The 19,837-nt window shown below is 42.3% G+C and carries 19 protein-coding genes; 7 read left to right on the forward strand and 12 right to left on the reverse strand.

The window, feature by feature from the left end:
- Positions 1 to 219 precede the first annotated feature (219 nt).
- Positions 220 to 960: a UDP-2,3-diacylglucosamine diphosphatase gene (gene lpxH, locus ABKW31_RS04075; RefSeq protein WP_348614923.1), complete on the reverse strand. Its 741-nt coding sequence runs from the start codon at positions 958 to 960 to the stop codon at positions 220 to 222.
- 85 nt (positions 961 to 1,045) lie between these two features.
- The gene (locus tag ABKW31_RS04080) at positions 1,046 to 1,540 is read right to left on the reverse strand and encodes a peptidylprolyl isomerase (RefSeq protein WP_348614924.1); all 495 of its coding nucleotides are present in this window, start codon (positions 1,538 to 1,540) and stop codon (positions 1,046 to 1,048) included.
- A gap of 159 nt (positions 1,541 to 1,699) precedes the next feature.
- Between ABKW31_RS04080 and cysS the strand changes: the two genes are divergently transcribed.
- The gene (gene cysS, locus ABKW31_RS04085) at positions 1,700 to 3,106 is read left to right on the forward strand and encodes a cysteine--tRNA ligase (protein WP_348614925.1); all 1,407 of its coding nucleotides are present in this window, start codon (positions 1,700 to 1,702) and stop codon (positions 3,104 to 3,106) included.
- Positions 3,107 to 3,449: 343 nt separating this feature from the next.
- Here the strand turns inward: cysS and ABKW31_RS04090 are convergent, their stop codons facing one another.
- The 6 genes from ABKW31_RS04090 to gloB all read right to left on the reverse strand — a co-directional run bounded on the left by ABKW31_RS04090 (position 3,450) and on the right by gloB (position 9,704).
- Positions 3,450 to 4,379, reverse strand: coding sequence for a putative 2-dehydropantoate 2-reductase (locus tag ABKW31_RS04090; RefSeq protein WP_348614926.1), 930 nt, complete (start codon positions 4,377 to 4,379; stop codon positions 3,450 to 3,452).
- A gap of 93 nt (positions 4,380 to 4,472) precedes the next feature.
- Positions 4,473 to 5,252 carry a PhzF family phenazine biosynthesis protein gene (locus tag ABKW31_RS04095; RefSeq protein WP_348614927.1) on the reverse strand — a complete coding sequence of 260 codons (780 nt, stop codon included), beginning with the start codon at positions 5,250 to 5,252 and terminating at the stop codon, positions 4,473 to 4,475.
- A 434-nt stretch (positions 5,253 to 5,686) separates the two neighbouring features.
- The gene (locus tag ABKW31_RS04100; RefSeq protein ID WP_348614928.1) at positions 5,687 to 6,145 is read right to left on the reverse strand and encodes an isoprenylcysteine carboxylmethyltransferase family protein; all 459 of its coding nucleotides are present in this window, start codon (positions 6,143 to 6,145) and stop codon (positions 5,687 to 5,689) included.
- A 5-nt stretch (positions 6,146 to 6,150) separates the two neighbouring features.
- Positions 6,151 to 7,164 (reverse strand): ion transporter, encoded by a 1,014-nt coding sequence (locus ABKW31_RS04105; RefSeq protein WP_348614929.1) that lies wholly within the window; start codon positions 7,162 to 7,164, stop codon positions 6,151 to 6,153.
- Positions 7,165 to 7,175: 11 nt separating this feature from the next.
- Positions 7,176 to 8,852 carry a LysM peptidoglycan-binding domain-containing protein gene (locus tag ABKW31_RS04110; RefSeq protein WP_348614931.1) on the reverse strand — a complete coding sequence of 559 codons (1,677 nt, stop codon included), beginning with the start codon at positions 8,850 to 8,852 and terminating at the stop codon, positions 7,176 to 7,178.
- A gap of 81 nt (positions 8,853 to 8,933) precedes the next feature.
- Positions 8,934 to 9,704 (reverse strand): hydroxyacylglutathione hydrolase, encoded by a 771-nt coding sequence (gene gloB / locus ABKW31_RS04115; protein ID WP_348614933.1) that lies wholly within the window; start codon positions 9,702 to 9,704, stop codon positions 8,934 to 8,936.
- Positions 9,705 to 9,837: 133 nt separating this feature from the next.
- On the opposite strand from gloB, the gene ABKW31_RS04120 reads away from it, so the two are divergent.
- Positions 9,838 to 10,605 carry a methyltransferase domain-containing protein gene (locus ABKW31_RS04120; RefSeq protein WP_348614934.1) on the forward strand — a complete coding sequence of 256 codons (768 nt, stop codon included), beginning with the start codon at positions 9,838 to 9,840 and terminating at the stop codon, positions 10,603 to 10,605.
- A 52-nt stretch (positions 10,606 to 10,657) separates the two neighbouring features.
- Positions 10,658 to 11,320 (forward strand): YdcF family protein, encoded by a 663-nt coding sequence (locus tag ABKW31_RS04125; RefSeq protein ID WP_348614935.1) that lies wholly within the window; start codon positions 10,658 to 10,660, stop codon positions 11,318 to 11,320.
- 14 nt (positions 11,321 to 11,334) lie between these two features.
- On the opposite strand, the gene ABKW31_RS04130 is transcribed toward ABKW31_RS04125, so the two are convergent.
- The gene (locus ABKW31_RS04130) at positions 11,335 to 12,114 is read right to left on the reverse strand and encodes an ABC transporter substrate-binding protein (protein ID WP_348614936.1); all 780 of its coding nucleotides are present in this window, start codon (positions 12,112 to 12,114) and stop codon (positions 11,335 to 11,337) included.
- Between the two features lie 175 nt (positions 12,115 to 12,289).
- On the opposite strand from ABKW31_RS04130, the gene ABKW31_RS04135 reads away from it, so the two are divergent.
- Together ABKW31_RS04135 and add are read left to right on the forward strand one after the other, a co-directional pair.
- A complete protein-coding gene (locus ABKW31_RS04135; RefSeq protein ID WP_348614937.1) occupies positions 12,290 to 12,853 on the forward strand; it encodes a hypothetical protein in 564 nt (187 codons plus the stop codon).
- Between the two features lie 474 nt (positions 12,854 to 13,327).
- Positions 13,328 to 14,338 carry an adenosine deaminase gene (gene add / locus ABKW31_RS04140; protein WP_348614938.1) on the forward strand — a complete coding sequence of 337 codons (1,011 nt, stop codon included), beginning with the start codon at positions 13,328 to 13,330 and terminating at the stop codon, positions 14,336 to 14,338.
- Positions 14,339 to 14,386: 48 nt separating this feature from the next.
- On the opposite strand, the gene ABKW31_RS04145 is transcribed toward add, so the two are convergent.
- Together ABKW31_RS04145 and metG are read right to left on the reverse strand one after the other, a co-directional pair.
- Positions 14,387 to 14,590, reverse strand: a complete 204-nt coding sequence (locus ABKW31_RS04145; protein WP_348615197.1) for a DUF3565 domain-containing protein — start codon at positions 14,588 to 14,590, stop codon at positions 14,387 to 14,389.
- Positions 14,591 to 14,696: 106 nt separating this feature from the next.
- Positions 14,697 to 16,742, reverse strand: a complete 2,046-nt coding sequence (gene metG / locus ABKW31_RS04150; protein WP_348614939.1) for a methionine--tRNA ligase — start codon at positions 16,740 to 16,742, stop codon at positions 14,697 to 14,699.
- Between the two features lie 108 nt (positions 16,743 to 16,850).
- Here metG and apbC point away from each other — a divergent pair, with 108 nt between their 5' ends.
- Both apbC and dcd read left to right on the forward strand, forming a co-directional pair.
- A complete protein-coding gene (gene apbC, locus ABKW31_RS04155) occupies positions 16,851 to 17,897 on the forward strand; it encodes an iron-sulfur cluster carrier protein ApbC (protein WP_348614940.1) in 1,047 nt (348 codons plus the stop codon).
- Between the two features lie 86 nt (positions 17,898 to 17,983).
- The gene (gene dcd / locus ABKW31_RS04160) at positions 17,984 to 18,580 is read left to right on the forward strand and encodes a dCTP deaminase (RefSeq protein ID WP_348614941.1); all 597 of its coding nucleotides are present in this window, start codon (positions 17,984 to 17,986) and stop codon (positions 18,578 to 18,580) included.
- Here the strand turns inward: dcd and ABKW31_RS04165 are convergent.
- Complete coding sequence (locus ABKW31_RS04165; protein ID WP_348614942.1) at positions 18,577 to 19,635, reverse strand: LacI family DNA-binding transcriptional regulator; 1,059 nt, start codon at positions 19,633 to 19,635, stop codon at positions 18,577 to 18,579. The genes dcd and ABKW31_RS04165 overlap by 4 nt on opposite strands.
- Positions 19,636 to 19,837 lie beyond the last annotated feature (202 nt).

Raw genomic sequence — 19,837 nt, forward strand, 5'->3', positions numbered from 1 at the left:
ATTGCGAGTTATGTGAAGGAGTAGCTGAGTCCTAGTTGACGCAAAGTAGAGTAGGGGAAGAATGTGAAGCTTAACTGACAGATTGATTACAATTACGCGTCAATATTATGTCTTTTTTGTGGCAAGTTGATTAGGCCGTGGGAGAGTATGGACCGTTATTGGCCGTACCTTTTTTAGCTTTTACATGGTTTTACAAAATAGGAGGCGCAGTAAAATCTATTAAGCTAGGGGATGAAACTTGTAATTAATCAGTTCACGTTTTTCTGTACTGACTTTGAGTATACTACCTTGATCGTACCAATCACCCAGTACAATGCGCTCAGCTGCTTGGCCGTTTATGTTTAATGGATGAATAGCGGGGCGATGGGTATGGCCATGAATAAGCCGAGTTACCTTATGTGCTTCCATAGCTTTAATTACATCTTCGGGGGTAACATCCATGATATCCATGGTTAATTTTGCATGATTCTTTTTGCTGGTTTTACGTCCGCTTGCAGCAATTCTACGTCGCGTACTTAGGGGCAGGGCTAAAACAAGTCTTGGCCACCACCAACCGCGGGCTTTGCGGCGAAACTTTTGATACACCACATCACGGGTGCATAACTCGTCACCATGCATTAGTAGGGTAGGTGTACCATATAAATCCACCACTATTTGTTCTGGCAGTAAGGTAAACCCCGCTCGCTGAGCAAACTGATTGCGCACTAAAAAATCACGATTACCATGAATAAAATAAATCTTTACGCCACTGTCTGCGAGGGTTTTGAACGCATCTGCAATACTAAGGTTAAACTCACTTAAGTCATCATCACCAATCCAGGCTTCGAATAAATCACCTAATACATAGAGGGCCTCAGCATGCACTGCTTGTTCTTGTAAAAACGTAAACAAACATTGGCTGATATCTGGGCGTTCAGCACACAGATGCAAATCGGAAATGAAATAGGTGAATGCAGACATGGGGTGTTTAATATACTTGCTTTGATTTAAAAAATATCAGAGCAGCGGTCTTTACACCGCTGCTCCTAAGAGCAACTAGCAAAAATTAGTCGATAATCTCAGCTTTTTGAATTACAACATCTTCAACTGGCACATCTTGGTGATGGCCTGAGTTGCCTGTTGCTACGGCCCTGATTTTTTTCACAACATCCATACCTTCAGATACTTCAGCAAATACACAGTATCCCCAGCCATCAGAAGTTTCACTGCGGAAATTTAAGAAACTGTTGTCTTTTATGTTAATAAAAAACTGTGCCGTTGCAGAGTGAGGCTCGTTGGTACGCGCCATGGCAACAGTACCTTCACTATTGACTAAACCATTGTTTGCTTCATTTTTGATAGTGTCTTTAGTGGTCTTTTGTTGCATGCCCGGTGTAAAACCACCACCTTGGATCATAAAACCATCGATAACCCGGTGGAAAATCGTGTTGTCGTAGAATCCTTCTTTCACATATTCCAAAAAGTTAGCCACAGTAAGTGGTGCTTTATCGGCAAAAAGCGTAAGGGTAATCACCCCGTAGTTTGTATGTAGTTTAACCATTAAGTTGTCCTGTAACGTCAACATGTCAATAAAGGCCATATTCTAACACTAAACAATCAAAGTTTTTAAGCGCTAAGCATCGATTGATTAATGCGAGGTGTGATTCACAATGCTAGAATCGCTTTTTTTATCATTCAAAAGCCTAAATAGGATAATTTAATGCTGCATATTTACAACACCCTAACTCGACAAAAAGAGCAATTTAAGCCATTGCAAGCGGGCAAAGTGGGTATATATGTGTGCGGGATTACCGTTTACGACTTAAGCCACATGGGCCATGCGCGAACTTATTTGAGTTTTGATTTAATGGTCAGGTATTTGCGTTTTCGTGGTTATGAAGTGAATTATGTGCGCAATATTACTGACGTTGACGACAAAATTATTCAGCGCGCCCAGCAAAACAATGAAACCATGTCTCAATTAACTGACCGCACCATCGCCATGATGCATGAAGATTTTGCTGCAATTAATTTACTTGAGCCAGACATTGAACCCAGAGTGACCACCCATATTCCTGAAATAGTGGACGTGATTCAAAAACTAATCGATAAAGGTAATGCCTACCAGTCAACGTCGGGTGATGTATTATTTGAAGTTAATTCATACAGCGATTACGGCAAACTCAGTAAACAAGATTTGACTCAGCTTAATGCGGGTTCACGAGTTGATGTCGACAACGAAAAGCGTGACCCGATGGATTTTGTGTTATGGAAAATGGCCAAACCTGGTGAGCCTGCTTGGGCGTCTCCTTGGGGCGAAGGGCGCCCTGGTTGGCACATAGAATGTTCGGCCATGAACTACAAACACTTAGGCAAACACTTTGATATTCACGGTGGTGGCTCGGATTTGATTTTTCCTCACCATGAAAACGAAGTCGCCCAGTCATGCTGCGCCTTTGATACCCCTTATGTAAACTACTGGATGCATACGGGCATGGTGCAGGTTGACCAAATAAAGATGTCGAAGTCATTGGGTAACTTTTTTACCTTGCGTGATGTGTTAAATCAATATGATGCCGAAACACTGCGTTATTTCTTGATGTCAGCTCACTATCGAAGTCAATTAAGCTACTCAGAAGACAACATTAAACAAGCAAGGTCTGGTTTAGAGCGTTTATATACGGCTTTGCGTGATGTTGCACCCAGCACCGCTGTTGACGTCGAAGTCGGCGGGTATTTAGCGCGCTTTAATCAGGCCATGGATGACGACTTTAACGTGCCAGAAGCCATCGCTGTATTGTTTGAAGTAGCGCGGGATCTGAATAAAACCAAAGCACAACAAGGCAGTGAAGCCCAAACTAAAGCGGCAGACCTCGCAGGAGTATTATTTAAATTAGGTGACATACTCGGCATTTTAAGCCAAGCCCCACAAGACTTTTTACAAGGCAGTTTTAGCACTAGCGCAAGCGATGACGACGTGACCCAGATTGAAGCCTTGATCAAAGCCCGTAATGATGCACGAGCCAGCAAAGATTGGGCGGCGGCGGATAAAGCCCGAGATGGTCTTAACGCCCTTAGCATTGTGTTAGAAGATGGTCCAAATGGTACTACGTGGCGCAGAGGTTAAGGGCGCTGACAAGCAAGATTTCTTACTTTAAAAAGATGACTTTTAGTTATGTTAACTGTTAACTGTTAGAGCCAGTAAATTAGAAGTGCTTAAATTGTCTCCTTAGAGTCATTCTGAGTACTGATAGGGCTTAGCCGACTGGCTCATGAGGCGTGAAACAGACAATCGAAACGTGGGCTGTTAGTCTACGTAAAGGTTAGCCATCGACCGCAAGCGGACATATTGGATTATTTCAACGGCCCTGACCCCGCAGGTCCTGGGCTGTTAGTCTACGTAAAGGTTAGCAATCGACCGCAAGCGGACATATTGGATTATTTCAACGGCCCTGACCCCGCAGGTCCTATTAATGACCATCATCATGGGTCAAATATCGCAACTGCTGAGCAAGCATTCTAGCCAACTTCATGTCTACACCCGATAGTGCAGCACGATCAATCATCGACTGATATATCGCATCAATTTCTAAGGGGCGATTGTGTTCATAGTCAACTTTCATACTGGGCGCGTAGTCCTGCATGTTAGTTTCGGTATTCACTAGCATTGATTCCGCTATTGACGCGCTAAGCGACTGTCCACAGGCGTTAGCAGCGGCAATCACCTCGAGCATGATAGATTTAATTAATTCGCGGGAGTCATGCTGCTTTAGAAGTTCAGCCGTATTGCTATTGAGCACAACTGATAGTCCGTTAAAAGGCACATTCCACACCAACTTTTGCCAGCGTAAAAAACTCAAATTCTCAACGGGTTTTGCGTCAATACCACAAACCAGGAAATCCTCGGTAATCAGCTTAAGCTCAGGCGTTATTCCACCCGCAGATCCGTCTGGCATGTAATGCCCCAGATTCACCATGCCAAAATCGCTATGTTTAATATAACCGGGGCCTATTTTAGTGCTACCAATAAAACACAAGCCACCAATAATGGTCGCCTTAGGTAAAATGTCAGCAGCTACCTGCTCAACACCAAAGCCATTTTGCATGACCACAACAATGCCATCTTGTTTGACGACCTGCGGCAACAATGCTTCAAGTAAATGATTATTAGTGGTTTTTAAAGCGACAATGGCGACATCACATAGTGGCATATCTTCAGGCTTGGCATAGGCGTTCACAGAAACCTTGAAATTACCGTTGATAGAGTCTATCTGTAATCCCTGCTCCTTAACATATTGATAATCACTGTGGAGCAAAAAATGCACATCCGTTCCATTGCGAGCTAACAAACCACCGTAATAACCACCAATGGCGCCACTACCAATTACTGCATACTTCATTTTATTCTCCACTTACAGCTTTGCCTTGTTCCATAGTTACTTTTGCATCAGCTTCAGACTTGGCAAAGCGACTATTCTTGCATTAAAAGATATTTAGAAGCTAATTTTTCCGCGCATATAGTCCACGGCACTGCCCGTTAATAACACTCGGTCACCCTGTATTTGACATCCAATTAGCCCTGTTCGTGCGGATAATTGTTTGGCCGTTAAGCTGTTTTTACCCAATATTTGTGCCCAATAGGGAGCGAGTTCACAATGGGCAGAGCCTGTTACTGGATCTTCATCAACATTGAGTTTTGGAAAAAAGCAGCGGCTAACAAAATCAACATTTCGCCCTGGTGCCGTGACCACCACACCTCTAAGTTCAAGGGTTTTCCATAAGGCTAAATCAGGCGACAGTGCCGCCACTGCTAGTTCATCTTCAAGCTCAATGATATAGTCAAAGGCTGCGAGTACTGCTTTGGGTTTGATATCTAGACCTAACAAAAGATTATCAGGAGCAATAACGGGCTTTGGCATTGATGCTGGAAAGTCCATTTCTAGACCTTCAACTCTTTTTGTTACCAACAAATCACCACTTTTAGTCGTGAAACATATTACAGATTTTTGATAGTCTAAATGCGTGAACAACACATGAGCCGCAGCCAAAGTCGCGTGGCCACATAAGTCCACTTCATGTGACGGGGTGAACCAGCGCAATTGAAACTTGTCGTGATAAGGCACAAAAAAAGCCGTCTCAGACAAATTATTTGACTGAGCAATATTTTGCAATAATTCGTCAGCTATCCAAGCATTTAAAGGGCATACTGCGGCGGGATTGCCCTTAAAAACTTGTTCTGCAAAAGCGTCTATTTGATATATTTCTATTTGCATTTATTTTTCACTCAACAGTAATCCCCATACATTTTGCTATTTCCGCATAATCTTCATACCCACACCCCACCTGTTAGCAAAACCCGGCCAAGGTTCACTTAACTTACCCACTGCATTTTTGCTTTGGGTAGCACTTTCGGACCTGCGGGGTCAGATTGGACCTGCGGGGTCAGATTCGTTGAAATCCGAAATTGTGGACCTGCGGGGTCAGATTCGTTGAAATCCGAAATTGTAGTGGCATAACAGGTGATTCATAACTGGTATTATCTGGAGAAGGATATTTGATCTTCCTCACGTTTTGTAGAGACTCAGCTTAGAGAGCTGTTGGCCATTTCACACAAAAATACAGCGTTGTTTTCTTTCCATCAGAAATCGCCAAATTGGACTAATTCTTCAACAATGAGGTCAACATTTTTTATAACGCGTTTTGTTGCTTATATCCAGCGTCTGACTTGTTGTTTATAGTCATGGTAGTCTTGGCCAAATAAGCCTTCGATAATTTTTTCTTCTGGCACAATCTGAAAACGTGTCATATACCACACAAACAAGGGGGCTATCCCGCATCCCAGTATGCTACCGAACTCAATAATACCGCCAAAAAGCACTAACACCATACCCAAGTACATGGGGTTACGGGTAAATCGGTAAATCCCAGATGTCACTAAATTACTGGCTTTGCCAGGATTTAAAGGATTGGTAGTAGTGTGTGCTTGACGAAATTGCCACACCCCTAAAAAAGCGATTACAGCGCCTGCTAGTAAAAAAAGGCCCGACACACCATCTGTCCAAGCAAAGTGATAATGGGGTAACGGCAATTTTGCTAAAACATAGACGAGGGCGAGTGCGATTATAATGACGGCAAGGGGTGGGACTTTTAATTCTAAAAATTGCATGGCTGTTACTCTGCTGAAGTAGGGGAGGTCTCAAATGCTGACTTCCAACGCTGGTGGCCAACATGTTTTTTGACGAGGTCTAAACACTCGTTGACAACCATCAACATTTCTTGATCTAGTTGGTTATCTTCGACACTAAAGCGGCCTAACCCATGTGAGACAAAATCGTCAATTTTATCTGCGGTCAAATCCGTTAATAAATTAACGATAGATTGAGTGACAATATCGGTTACAGCGCGTTCGAGGGTTTTTTCAATACTGCCGCCTAACACAGGCACTAAGCGTAAAGTAGATACTTGTGAGTTGTTGCGCACCGCTTTACCTACACTGCTTTGCACATGATTGCGCAGACTTTGGCCTTGTTCATTATTCTGAATCGATTCACCCACATGCACCATGACTGAGGCTATCCACTGCGACAAAATAGGTAAACGAGTGGCAATCACATTTCGACTAATATCCTCCAACAAGGGCGAACCTGCTGAAATGTCTTTTTGCGCATCGTTGATTACTTTTATGACAATCCGATCACTCAATTCTTCCACTAAAACTTCGTAATAAAAGGCGATAAAACGATAAGGTGCGGATTCACGCATATCAATGATTTGGTGTTTTTGCAGGCGATAAAGAATGGAGAAAAGTCGTAAAAAGCGAAAAATCCGCAGTCCACCCAAGGGAATACAACCAATTAAATCGTAGCAATGAATAAACGGGAAAAAGTACCAGCGCATATATTCTTTACGCTTAACGGCAACGAACCAACGCAAACAAAATTCACTTAAAAAAACTGCAACAAACACCAAATCTATAAGGATAAAGTTTTGGTGTACGGGTAAGTATATCTCAACAAATGGGGGGTAGATGGATTGTAAGGTTTGTTGGATAAATTGGGTTGCAAAAAGTGAGTCGAATACTATCCACAACAAATTAATCAACAGTAAACCTAGCATGACTAAGTCAAGGGCAATCCATGGCCCCTCGTGACTTTGTTTTAAGCGTGTATAGCTAAATTTAAACATCAGCCTCGCGCCTAGGTGCGAGTAACATCAACAAAAATTTTCAAACGTTGGCCAGGTTGTAAATAGTTTTTAATGTTGATCTGGTTCCACTGCTGTATGTCAGTGATAGTGACTTTAAATTTGTCTGCAATGCGTGCCAAAGAATCACCACTGCGCACGGTATAGGTCAAGCTGCGCATAATCGCATTTTTCGTTTGATTAGGACTGACTTTTTCTACCCATATAACGAGGTCTTTACCAGGCATAAGCGGGTCAGTGGGTGCCATACCGTTCCACTTAGCCAAACTGCGTAAGTTAACTTTATACTCACGGCTCAAGTCCCACATGGTGTCACCGCTCTTCACTTTGTGGCTGAGTTTAAACGAGCCTTTGCGGTTTTTAGCTTGGGTTGCTGCTAAACGCTGATCTTGCGATAAACTATAAGAATCAAGAGATTTAAGTGCGACTGGGATAACTAAATAATCTCCTTGGCGGATCATATTACTTCTCAATTCATTGACCTGACTAATAATATCAACTGTGGTGTGATATTTATCCGCTAACTTTAACAAACTGTCGCCACTTTTTACTTTGTGACGTACCCAATTTAATCGCTCTTTACTTTCGGTTTGGGCCAAAGCATCTTGAAACTGGCTGACTTTATCCACCGGTAAGAGTAACTCAAAGGGGCCGTCAGGATCGGTTGCCCAACGATTATAACCGGGGTTTAAGGCATGTAATTCTTTAACGGTTAAACCCGCCATTTCAGCAGCTAAGGCCAAATCAATTTGTGAGCCAACTGAGACTGATTCAGTCAGGGCGTAGTTTTCAATTTCAGGCCAGTTAAAATTGTATTTTTCACTGTTGTTCAAAATATCTGCTAAGGCTAACAATTTAGGCACATATGCACGGGTTTCACGCGGCAAGTCTAGAGACCAAAAGTCAGTCGACTTATTGAGTTTTTTATTCTTTCTAATCGCGCCCATCACTCGGCCTTCGCCACTATTGTAAGCAGCTAACGCATGTAACCAGTTACCATCAAACATTTTATTTAAGTAAGTTAAGTAGGCTATGGCCCCTTTTGTTGAAGCCATAACATCGCGACGTCCGTCGTACCACCATGTTTGCTTCATACCAAAACGTTTACCAGTAGAAGGAATAAACTGCCACATACCCGCGGCTCGACCATGAGAATAGGCAAAGGGGTCAAAGGCACTTTCTACAATAGGCAAAAGCACTAATTCAAGAGGCATATTTTGCTCTTCAATTTGTTCAACAATCAGGTGCAAAAAAGGCTTAGCACGTTTTGCCACTCGTTCCATATAGGCCGGATGGCGTAAATACCAATCACGTTGTTCGTCAACTCGAGGATCATCAATAATTTCGAAAGAAAATTGGGTGCGAATGCGCTGCCACAAATCAAGCACTCTGGCCTGCTCTGACTCATTAGTTTGTTCATCTTCCATGACCAAAACTTCAAGTGTGACCTCTTCATCAGGATGTGTAACAGGGATAGTGCCTGAAACTGCTGAATCACAATCAAATAATTTTGCTGCTTGCTCGCCCGATTGCTCACAGGACACGACTATTTGTTCTGCGATTTGATGTTCTTGCTCTAATTGTTGTGTATCGCTCGTGTCGCTCGGCGGCATTTGACACGCCGACAACATCGTACTCAGCACCAGGGTGCTTAAAAAGTTTACTCGCACAGAGGCTTTCCTTCTGAGGCTACATTACACTTGGCGTTGATTGTGTCCAACACCAAGTAAGATTGGGTTTTATTTTACTGATTAAAATTGATCTTTCCAGCGTCTTAATGCCGCAAAGGCGCTTTCATTTGAATCAAACACGGTCTGCCAATGTTGTGCAAGTGCTTCGCGAATATCATCAGACTGACAGCGTAAAAAAGGATTTAGAGCCCCCTCGTTTGCGATGGAACTGGGCAAGGTTGCAAGACCGGCTGCACGTTGCTGTTTTGCCCATTGGTGGTATTGGATTAGCGCTTTATTCATTGGTTCAACTGCCAATGCAAAATTAATATTGGCCAAGGTATATTCGTGAGTACAGTATACTTCAGTGTCTTCAGGTAAAGCGGCTAATTGGTTTAATGATTGGTGCATTTGCGCCGGAGTGCCTTCAAATAAACGTCCACAGCCAGCTGAAAATAAAGTGTCGCCACAAAACAACATGCCGTCACCAAAATATGCGATATGATCGAGGGTGTGGCCGGGTACTTCTAAAATCTTAAAATTAAGGGCCAATTCCTCTAAATTCACGGAATCGCCGGCTCCCAGACGTTTATTGACTGAGGCAATATCTGGGTTGTGTGGACCATAAATGGCTATTTCACCATAGGTATTGACTAATTCTGCTATGCCATTGGTATGATCCCAATGATGATGAGTTACTAAAATACCGCTTAAGACAAGCTGATTGGCTTGGCAATAATCAATGACAGGCTCGGCGTCACCGGGATCAACTACATAGCAATGTTTGCCATTATGCAAACACCAAATATAATTGTCTTGAAACGCTTTAATTGCCGTGACGTGTAATGGCACATTGGCTCCTTTTATTGTTGCCTAGGCAAAACAGGTTTTAATGATAAAAAACTTTGTTCTGTGTCGCTGTGGCAAATTATCAGCAGTAAAATTGCTTGAAGATCTTATTTAAAATCTAGGTTAACATAATTTAATGAAACCAGCTTTAACTCACTTAGCACCTCAATATCCCACATCATGGCAAGATTTGCCAATGGGTGCGGCTTTGCGTGAGATAGTTGAAACGACATTAGCTGAATCAAGTCGCCAGTTTTTTGGTTATCATTTATTGCGTTTAGGTAATTTGAGCAGTGAAATTAGCTTGGCTCAGTGTCCAATCAAACATAAGTTCAATTTAACCCGCAAAATGGAGTCTTATAGCGGCGTACAAGGTAAAGCCGACGCCTTACCGATTGCCGAAAACAGCATCGACGCCATTTTATTGGTGCATGAATTAGACTTTTCCCATGACCCACATCAAATTTTGCGCGAAGCGGTTAGAGCGATTATTCCCAATGGACATTTAGTCGTCGTAGGCTTTAACCCTTGGAGCCTATGTGGCTTATTCAAATATTTACCCATTAGGCGTCAAAATCCCCTGCACCAAGGGCGATTTTTTAGCATTACTCGTACTAAAGATTGGTTGCATTTGTTGGGGTTTGAAATCACGTCGGTGAGACGTGCAGTATTCTCTGAGTTGTTTTTAGGTCGTAGGCTGGCACCAGAATCTACTTGGATAAAGTGGTGTGAAAAATACCTAGGCTGGCTCAGCGCTATTTATATTATCGAAGCACGCAAACGAGAGATTCCGCTGAGTTTAATCAAACCTAAATGGACTACGCAAACTAAATTTTCCGCCGTCGGTGCGACTACTTGGCGCACAGGCTCAATGCAGGTAGGCGGTCGTGCACAAGACAAATAAGTCAGACACAGCACGTCAACTTACATTTGTGTAGCGTCAATGCCTCCCCATTATGCCTATCAAAACAACTGACCCTATTTACCCATTACTGCAACAGCTGTGGACTTATCACCATGTAGAACACGTGATACAAGCGGCAGATTGTATAGTGGTAATGGGCAGTCATGATATAAGTGCGGCAACAAGAGCAGCGGAGTTGTTCCATCAAGGTATGGCTGATTTAGTGTTGTTTAGCGGTGGTCATGGAAAATTAACCCAAAATATTTGGCAACAAAGTGAAGCACAAATATTTGCTGATGTTGCCATGCAAGCAGGGGTACCAAAAAGCAAAATATTACTCGAAAAAAAGGCGACAAATTGTGGTGAAAACATCCGGTTTTCAATGCAAATGTTAGCTGATCTAAGCCGCAATCCCCAAAGTGTGATCTTGGTGTGTAAACCCTATTTGGAACGTCGGGCTTTGGCGACTTTTAAGCAACGCTATGCTGATATTGAAGTCAGAGTTACTTCACAAAAATTGACATTATTGGAGTATATTGCCCTAGTGCCCGATATTGAGCAGTTTATCCAACTGATGGTGGGAGATTTACAGCGCATTATAGTTTATCCAGCCCTAGGCTATCAAATACCCCAAGATGTGCCTACCGATGTTTTACATGCTTTTAAAAAACTAGTCGAGTTAGGCTTTACTCAGCAATTGATCAAACCAATCTGAGAGCCTTGAGGCTGTTAAGGCTTTATTTGTTCGAGGGCGGGTATATAACGCGCAAATATTTTCTGATATTGCCCGCTGGCTTTGATTTGCTTTAATCGTTGATTAAACTCATCGCGCATTTTTTCAGACTTAAACATAAACCCATTTGGACTTGGGCCAAATAGGGCAAAACGGTCAACCTTTTGTGAAACATCTAGCTTACCTTCCGTAGCAATTTTGTTGCGATAGTATTCAAAAATACTGGCATCCATTTGGATGACTTCATAGCGCTCCAAAAACAACATTTTCACTTGAATCGATTGGTCGAAGGTTTCACTGTATTGGGGGTTATTGTTGGCCATGTTGGCATAGTCAGTACCCAAATGAATTTTAGCGTCCTGCCAAGATAATAAACTCTGTTTTTCAAGGTCACTAAGTTGCTTAAATTGGTACTGTTTTTTGTGCAAACTAAATGCAAAGTTTTCATATGAATAGGCAACATCGGAGAGAAAACCCTGCAGATCGTGTTGATTGACTGTGTTCAAGTTCATATCTGATACAACATCAATACTACCTGATTGATAAACTTTAGAACGTCGAGCATAGGGTGAATAGACCGGCACTACTTCATAACCTAAAGGGCTCATAGCCGTGTCAAACAGGTCTATAATTATGCCTCGGTTTGTATCGGCCAATACCCAGGGTGCTAGGACCTCGCCGAAGGCAACGGTAATCTTTTCAGCCGCTTGAGCACTACCTAAGCAGTCCAATATTAATAGGGGCACTAGGGCAGCGACCCTACTTAAACATTTCATAGTGCACCTTTAAATTTATTAAACTAAGGTGGATATTATCGGGAATCCCTATTGGCAACAAGGTTTAGCTGCTTTGTGTAGTGAAGGTCTAAACAAAATATTTTCTTCGGGCATAAACTAAAACAACATTACTGTCGACTTAGTAATTGAACTTAAACAACATTCTGGGTGAAGTATGCGTCAACTTAGCAAAATCTATATATTAATTACATGCGGATTAATCACGGCTTGTGCCATGGCGACTAGCCAAAATTTAGCAGAGCAAGGAGGTGAATCCTATAAAATCCAGTTGCTCAAAGACTGCAAACTAGTGAGTGAACAAGACATGACTGCCTCACAAGTGGCTTCTTATCAAAAATTGCAACATCAAGAAGAGAAAATGCATGCAAGCGAAGCGCCTATTCAGGCTATTGAAGAAGAAATGCAGGCTTATACCGACAAGATTGAAAAATGGAGTGCATTGGCTGTTCAAGAAACTGAAACCAGTTTGCATATTGATAAACAAGCTTCCGAGCAGTTAAACAAAGCCGCCAAAGAATTTGAACAGTTTATGGCCCAACACCGTGAAAAGTTTGATGTTCTAGAGGACCAAGGTCATCAGATATCATTGGCTGCAGCGGATTTTGAGCAATCAATTAAATCTTCGACTGCGGATGTTGACTATGACCAAGTGCATGTTGTCGACACACAAAAGCGTGATACGGGCTTCCATTGTTACTCACAAAATAACTCGCTGTAGTTTTATCATAGTTTATCTAGCTCATACACCGTCTGCCAAAGTATAGAGTTACATTGTGACTTTTCCTGTCAGAGATGTATGAGCAAAAAGTGCTTAAATGACAAAATAAAGCACCACAAGCAATTGAACGACTAATAGAGTCGTGTACATCATTAAAGCTATAAACATGGTTTGAAACTAGACTCTAAAGCGCAATTGTAATTTGCAAAGCAGTCGATTATCTGCAGGAGTGGGTGTTTTGTTGTACTTCCAACAAATCATTACTACTTTGGGCAGCAATTAGCTGTATTAAAGTTTTTAACAGACTTAAATAAGTCAAAGCCAATGCACCATAATAAGTCAAAATTCGATGAATACGGTGCGCTTTAAATTAAGGTATTTGCTACAAGCTAATTAAATAGGCTTCGTGGCAAAAGGCATGAGTTTTGCTCGATTATTAGGATTATGTTTTATCAACTAATTTTGGAGTAGTTAATGCAAGCTTTTATCGAAAATATGCCCAAAGCAGAATTACATGTGCATCTCGAAGGTACCCTTGAACCGGAATTGAGCTTTGAACTAGCACAAAAAAATAATCTTAATTTACCCTACAAGACACCTGAAGCACTGGTTGCCGCCTATAACTTCCATGATTTACCATCGTTTCTAAGTATTTATTACGCGGGTATGAATGTGTTGTGCACTGAACAAGATTTTTATCAACTGACTTGGAATTATCTTGCTAAAGCCCGTTCTCAACAAATTGTCTACGCGGAATTATTCTTTGACCCGCAGGCTCATACTTCGCGTGGCGTTGACTTTGCGATAGTAATCACTGGTATTCATAAGGCTCAGCGAGATGCTCAAAATAAGCTTGGGATCGAGAGTCAGCTTATCATGTGTTTTTTACGAGAGATGAGTGCTGATTCTGCGATGGAACACTTACTAATGGCTGAACCTTTTGTTCATTACCTAGTGGGTGTTGGGCTTGATTCGGATGAAAAAAACAATCCACCCATTAAATTTAAAGCGGTATTTGCAAAAGCCCGTGACATGGGGCTAAAGCTCACTATGCATTGCGATGTCAATCAACAAAATACCTTGCTGCATATTGCGCAGTGTATCGATGATATTGGCACTGACCGGATTGATCATGGGGTTAACTCTCTGCAAGACCCAGTGCTCATTGCCAAAATCCGCGATAAAAAGATTGGCTTAACGGTATGTCCCGTATCTAACCGCTTTGTGGTGCAATCACTGACCTCAAATGAAATACGTCAAATGTTAGAGCACGACATGTTAGTCACAATTAACTCAGATGATCCGGCGTATTTTCGTGCTTATTTAAACGAAAATTTAATTGAGCTACAAAACGAAGGAAAATTTACCGAACAAGAAATAACAACTTTGGTCGGCAATGCATTTAAGGTCGCTTGGTTAACAGAGGAGCAGCAACAACACTACCTGAATGGTTTAAGCCAGTATGTGCAGAATCATGGTCATTAATGACATAGAGGTTATTTATAAGGTCAGATGCAATGTGGATTAATGGTATTAGTTGTCCAATGGCTCGTGCCTATCACATTTAACACAATCAAGTAGTAAGCCGAGTTTGTCTTGGCGACCTTCAAGTGATATCACCCATGGGCGCTCAGTCCAAGGGGGATTGTGCCTAACGTGCTGATTGTGACCGCAGGCTAATTGTGCCACCCAATGGTGCTCTTCGTCTTGATGGTAGGCAATAATGGGGCTTTTGATAGTGTGCTCCTTTGACAAAAAAAACCGCTGAAGTAGCGGTTTTTTTGTGAGTAGGTTAAGGCGATTCAACAATGGGATGAAAGGCTTTTCCCGGCTAAAGCCGGTCCTACTTGACTTTCATGCCGGGTAGGGCGCCGGTATGGGGTTCAAGGATAAACAAATCTTTACCTCCCGGGCCTGCTGCTAAGACCATGCCTTCAGACAGACCAAAACGCATTTTACGCGGTGCTAAGTTAGCTACCATTACGGTGTGTTTACCGACTAAGTCTTCCGGTTTGTATGCGGATTTTATGCCAGCAAACACTTGTTTGCTTTCGCCACCTAAGTCGAGTTCTAAACGCAGTAACTTTTCAGCACCTTCAACATGTTCGGCTTTGGCAATTAATGCTACCCGTAAATCCACTTTGGCAAAGTCTTCGAAACTGATTGTTTGTGCAATAGGATCCTTCACCAATGGACTGTTTGGATCCAAGGTTTTGGTGGGTTCAAGGTTTTCTTTTGAATCTTCTACCATGGCGTTAATTTTATCCATTTCTACGCGTTGCATCAGGGCTTTAAACGGGTTGACGCTATGGTCGCTCAATACTGTATTTAGGCTATCCCAGTTTAAGCTGTCATTTAAAAATGCTTCTGCTTGTTCAGTTAATACCGGTAGTACGGGTTTTAAATAAACCACTAATAATCGGAATAAGTTAATACCCAAAGAACACACCTCATGGGTGAATTGCAGTTTTTCTGGATCTTTAATGGTGACCCACGGTGCATTGGCATCAATAAACTGATTAGCTTTATCCGCTAAGGCCATTATTTCGCGAATAGCGCGGCTAAATTGGCGCTTTTCATAGGCATCGCCGATGCTGGTTTGGGCCTGCTGGAATTCGGCGACTAAGGCGGGTTCAAGTACGGTAGCAGATAACTTGCCATCAAAACGTTTGTTGATGAAACTCGCACAGCGACTGGCGATGTTAACCACTTTACCCACTAAGTCAGAATTGACCTTTTGCGCAAAATCTTCAAAGCTCAAATCAATGTCGCTGACAGCATCGCTTGACTTAGAGGCAAAGTAATAACGCAAATATTCCGGGTTGAGATGGTCCAAATAGGTACGACCTTTAATAAATGTCCCTTTTGACTTAGACATTTTTGCGCCGTTGACCGTGACAAAACCGTGTACGTTAACGCCGGTTGGTTTTCTAAAACCAGCACCTTCAAGCATCGCTGGCCAAAACAAACAGTGGAAATAAGTAATGTCTTTACCAATGAAATGATAGAGTTCGGTAGTTGAATCTTTATTCCAATATTCATCAAAGTCGAGGCCGTCAGTGCGCTCACACAGATTTTTAAAGCTCGCCATATACCCCACTGGCGCATCAACCCACACATAAAAAAACTTGCCGGGTGCTCCAGGTATTTCAAACCCAAAGTAGGGCGCATCACGGCTGATATCCCATTGTTGTAAGCCTTTTTCAAACCACTCTTGCAGTTTATTGGCCATTTCAATTTGGATCGCACCGCTTTTCAGCCAGGTTTGCAGCATGTCTTTAAATTGTGGCAAATCAAAAAAGTAATGCTCAGAATCACGCAATACTGGAGTCGCACCAGAAACCACTGAACGAGGATTAATTAATTCAGTTGGATCATAGGTTGCACTGCACACATCACAGCTGTCACCATTTTGATCTTCAGATTTACAGCTTGGACACGTACCTTTGACAAAGCGATCTGGCAAAAACATTTCTTTTTCAGGATCATACAATTGACTGATCGTGCGTCGGCTAATATAGCCAGCCGCATTTAAACGGTTATAAACCAATTCACACAGGGCTTTGTTTTCGTCAGAGTGAGTTACATAATAGTTGTCGTAATTAACATGAAAATCGAGCAAGTCCTGATGATGTTCGGCGCGGGTTTGCGCTACCATCTGTTCAGGGGTAATACCAAGTTGTTGGGCTTTCAACATCACGGGCGTACCATGAGCATCATCGGCACACACGCTGATACAAGTATGACCGCGCATTCGTTGAAATCGGGTCCAAATGTCCGTTTGGATGTGCTCTAATAAATGACCTAAGTGAATAGAGCCATTTGCATAGGGCAGGGCACTGGTGACCAGAATTTTACGAGTTTGATTAGTTTGCGGTTGTGAAAGCATTGGTATAATTGTTTTTCTGTTAATTAAAAAGGTCGCAAATGGTAACGCTTCTGCGCCATTATTGCATTACGAAAATCACCTTGTGTGGTTTAAAACCAAAGGTACAACATGTTTTTTAAGTCTAAATCTCTCAGTGACTCTCTAAGTCAAAATATTCAGCAATGTTTAAGGTCTTTTTTTAATTTACCCCAGGCTGATTTTTCATCATGCTTTGAGCTCAATAAAAATACACTAGTATTGAGTTTGCCCTTTGCGGCACAAGGCCAACATGAGGCGCTCAAACAACAACTTGAGCCACTATTAGTTGCAGATAAAAGTAGTGTTAAATACATTGAAATTTGCACCAACATTACCTCTGCACCGACTTTAGTGGCGGGTCTTGCCAAGGTTAAAAATATTATTGCTGTGGCTTCAGGCAAAGGCGGAGTGGGTAAATCAACTACCAGTGTAAATTTGGCGTTTGCTCTTCAAGCAGAAGGTGCCAAAGTGGGAATTCTTGATGCTGATATTTATGGGCCGTCTATTCCTTTAATGTTGGGTAACGCAAACTTAAAACCCACGAGTGAGGATCAAAAACGGGTTGATCCTCTGGCAGTACATGGCGTGGTGGCCACCTCCATTGGTTATTTTGTGCCTGCTGAAAATGCCACGGTGTGGCGTGGTCCAATGGCCAGTAAAGCATTATTGCAATTGCTTAATGAAACAAATTGGCCAGAGCTCGATTATTTGATTGTAGATATGCCGCCAGGCACCGGTGATATTCAATTAACATTGGCCCAGCAAATGCCGGTCAGTGCAGCTTTGATTGTGACAACGCCGCAAGATTTAGCTTTAGTTGATGCCACCAAAGGTATTGCTATGTTTAATAAAGTTAAGGTACCCGTTTTAGGGGTTGTAGAAAATATGAGCTTCCATGTTTGTAGCCAATGTGGCCACCATGAAGCGATATTTGCTGAACACGGTGGCGAAAAACTGGCTGCTGAATTTGCCTTACCATTGTTGGCCCAATTACCCCTTGATATTAAAATTCGTCAGCATGCTGAAGGCGGGCAACCCTTGCAAATCAGCGAGCCGCATCATGCCTTAACGCTGGCTTACCAACAATTAGCCCGCGAAACATCAAAAGCCTTGTATTTAAAGGTGAAAGCTTGCTAACTAGGCGCTAAGCAAGCAAAATTATAAGCTAGATTTTACGGTGCCAACATGGCGCGATTTTTAAACTAATATACGAGCAGTAGATTATGCGTTTATGTGACAAAGACATTTATCGATACATGCAGGAGGGTAAAATTAAAATAAACCCAGAGCCTGCATACAGTGAAATTAGCGGTGTGACTGTGGATATTCGTCTGGGCAATAAATTTCGTGTATTTGAGAGTCAACATGCGCCTTACATTGATTTAAGCGGGCCCAAGGCTCAAGTGCAAGCAGCCTTAAATGATGTGATGAGTGATGAAATAGAGATTGCAGCAGATAAATCCTTTTTCTTGCATCCTGGAGAGTTAGCGCTAGCAGTCACTTTAGAATCAGTGACCCTACCTGCCAACATTGTTGGGTGGTTGGATGGCCGTTCATCATTAGCCCGTTTAGGGTTAATGGTGCACGTTACCGCGCATCGCATCGATCCAGGCTGGTCTGGTAATATCGTATTGGAATTTTATAATGGTGGTAGGCTCCCCCTTGCCCTTAAGCCCGGCATGAAAATAGCGGCGATAAGTTTTGAAGTATTGTCTGATTTTGCTGAAAAACCCTATAACGCTAGAGTGGATGCTAAGTACAAAGATCAAAGTGGTGCAACAGCCAGCCGTATTAGTGCGGATGACAAAAGTGGCGATTAATTTTTGCTACTTTTGGCGCTTTGTGAGTTTAACTGAGTTGATTCTCTAATCAATAGTTGCGGTTCAAAGTGCTGATGCACAGTGGTTTGAATTGTTTTCGCTTTACTGCGTTTAGCCGCAATATGCGAAATTAATAATCCAGCCGCCTTGCGTGCGATCATATTGGTAGGCTGGGCTGCAGTAGTTAATTGGGGTAAGGTTTGTCTTGAGAATGGGCTATCCTCAAATCCTGCAATGGCCAATTGCTGAGGTATTTGGAAGCCACTTAAACGCGCAGCAAATAATGCTCCGGCAGCAATTTCATCATTACAACAAAATATTGCTGTGGGTTTCTGCTCCAAACCGAGTAAGTTTTTTGCCCCCGTAGCCCCCGAATCAAAAGTATATTGTCCGTCAATGATATAGTCGGTTTTAAAGGTTATTTGATAGGCTTTTAATGCAGCCATGTAACCATTTAAACGCTCATCTGTTGATCTATGCTCCTTGTCACCACCGATAAAGGCAATGTCTGTGTGGCCTTGTTGAATTAAATGCTCGGTTATTTTATAGGCTGCATCTTGGTCATGTACAAAAACGCAGGGTGTTGATTCTACTGAATCATGTGAACCCGGGATAATGCGCACATAACTGAGGTTTAGTTCCTCGATAGCCGCCAATACTTCTGGTGTTTCAGATAGGGGGGGAGAAATCACTAAACCGGCTAATTGTGAGCGTTTTGCCATGCTTTTAATCTCATCAATAATATCCACTTGCTTGGCATTGCAAGGGTGAATAATTAATTCATAGCCGCGTTCGTGGCATTCGGCCAATATCCCTTCTTGCATTTGAATGATGTAATAAGCGTTAGGGTTGTCATAGACAAAACCTAAGGTATAAGAGTTAGTGCCTTTAAGATTTCTAGCTGCCTGATTAGGCTGATAGTTAAGTTGTTTTACGGCAGCTGCAACGCGATTTTGCGTGTCTTCAGTGACCGAATCTTCCCTGTTGATCACTCTGGATACGGTTTTAATTGAAACACCGGCCAATTTGGCGACATCAGTGATGGTTGATTTCATCTGTTTTTCCGCGCGTTGTTTTAATGTAGCGTCCTAAAAAAACGCCCAGTACTATTAAATTTTAAGCAGTATATCAGCCAGTTAGCCTAAAGTGCTGACTTTTATTGAGAGAATTTCACCCTTAATAGTGAGCCATTCTTTGGGCTGAGTTAAGCCCAGTAGACAAGCTAAATCGCGAAATCCCAGCGATTTTAACTTAATT

This window comes from Paraglaciecola sp. 25GB23A, from assembly GCF_040012495.1.
Taxonomy (GTDB): domain Bacteria; phylum Pseudomonadota; class Gammaproteobacteria; order Enterobacterales; family Alteromonadaceae; genus Paraglaciecola.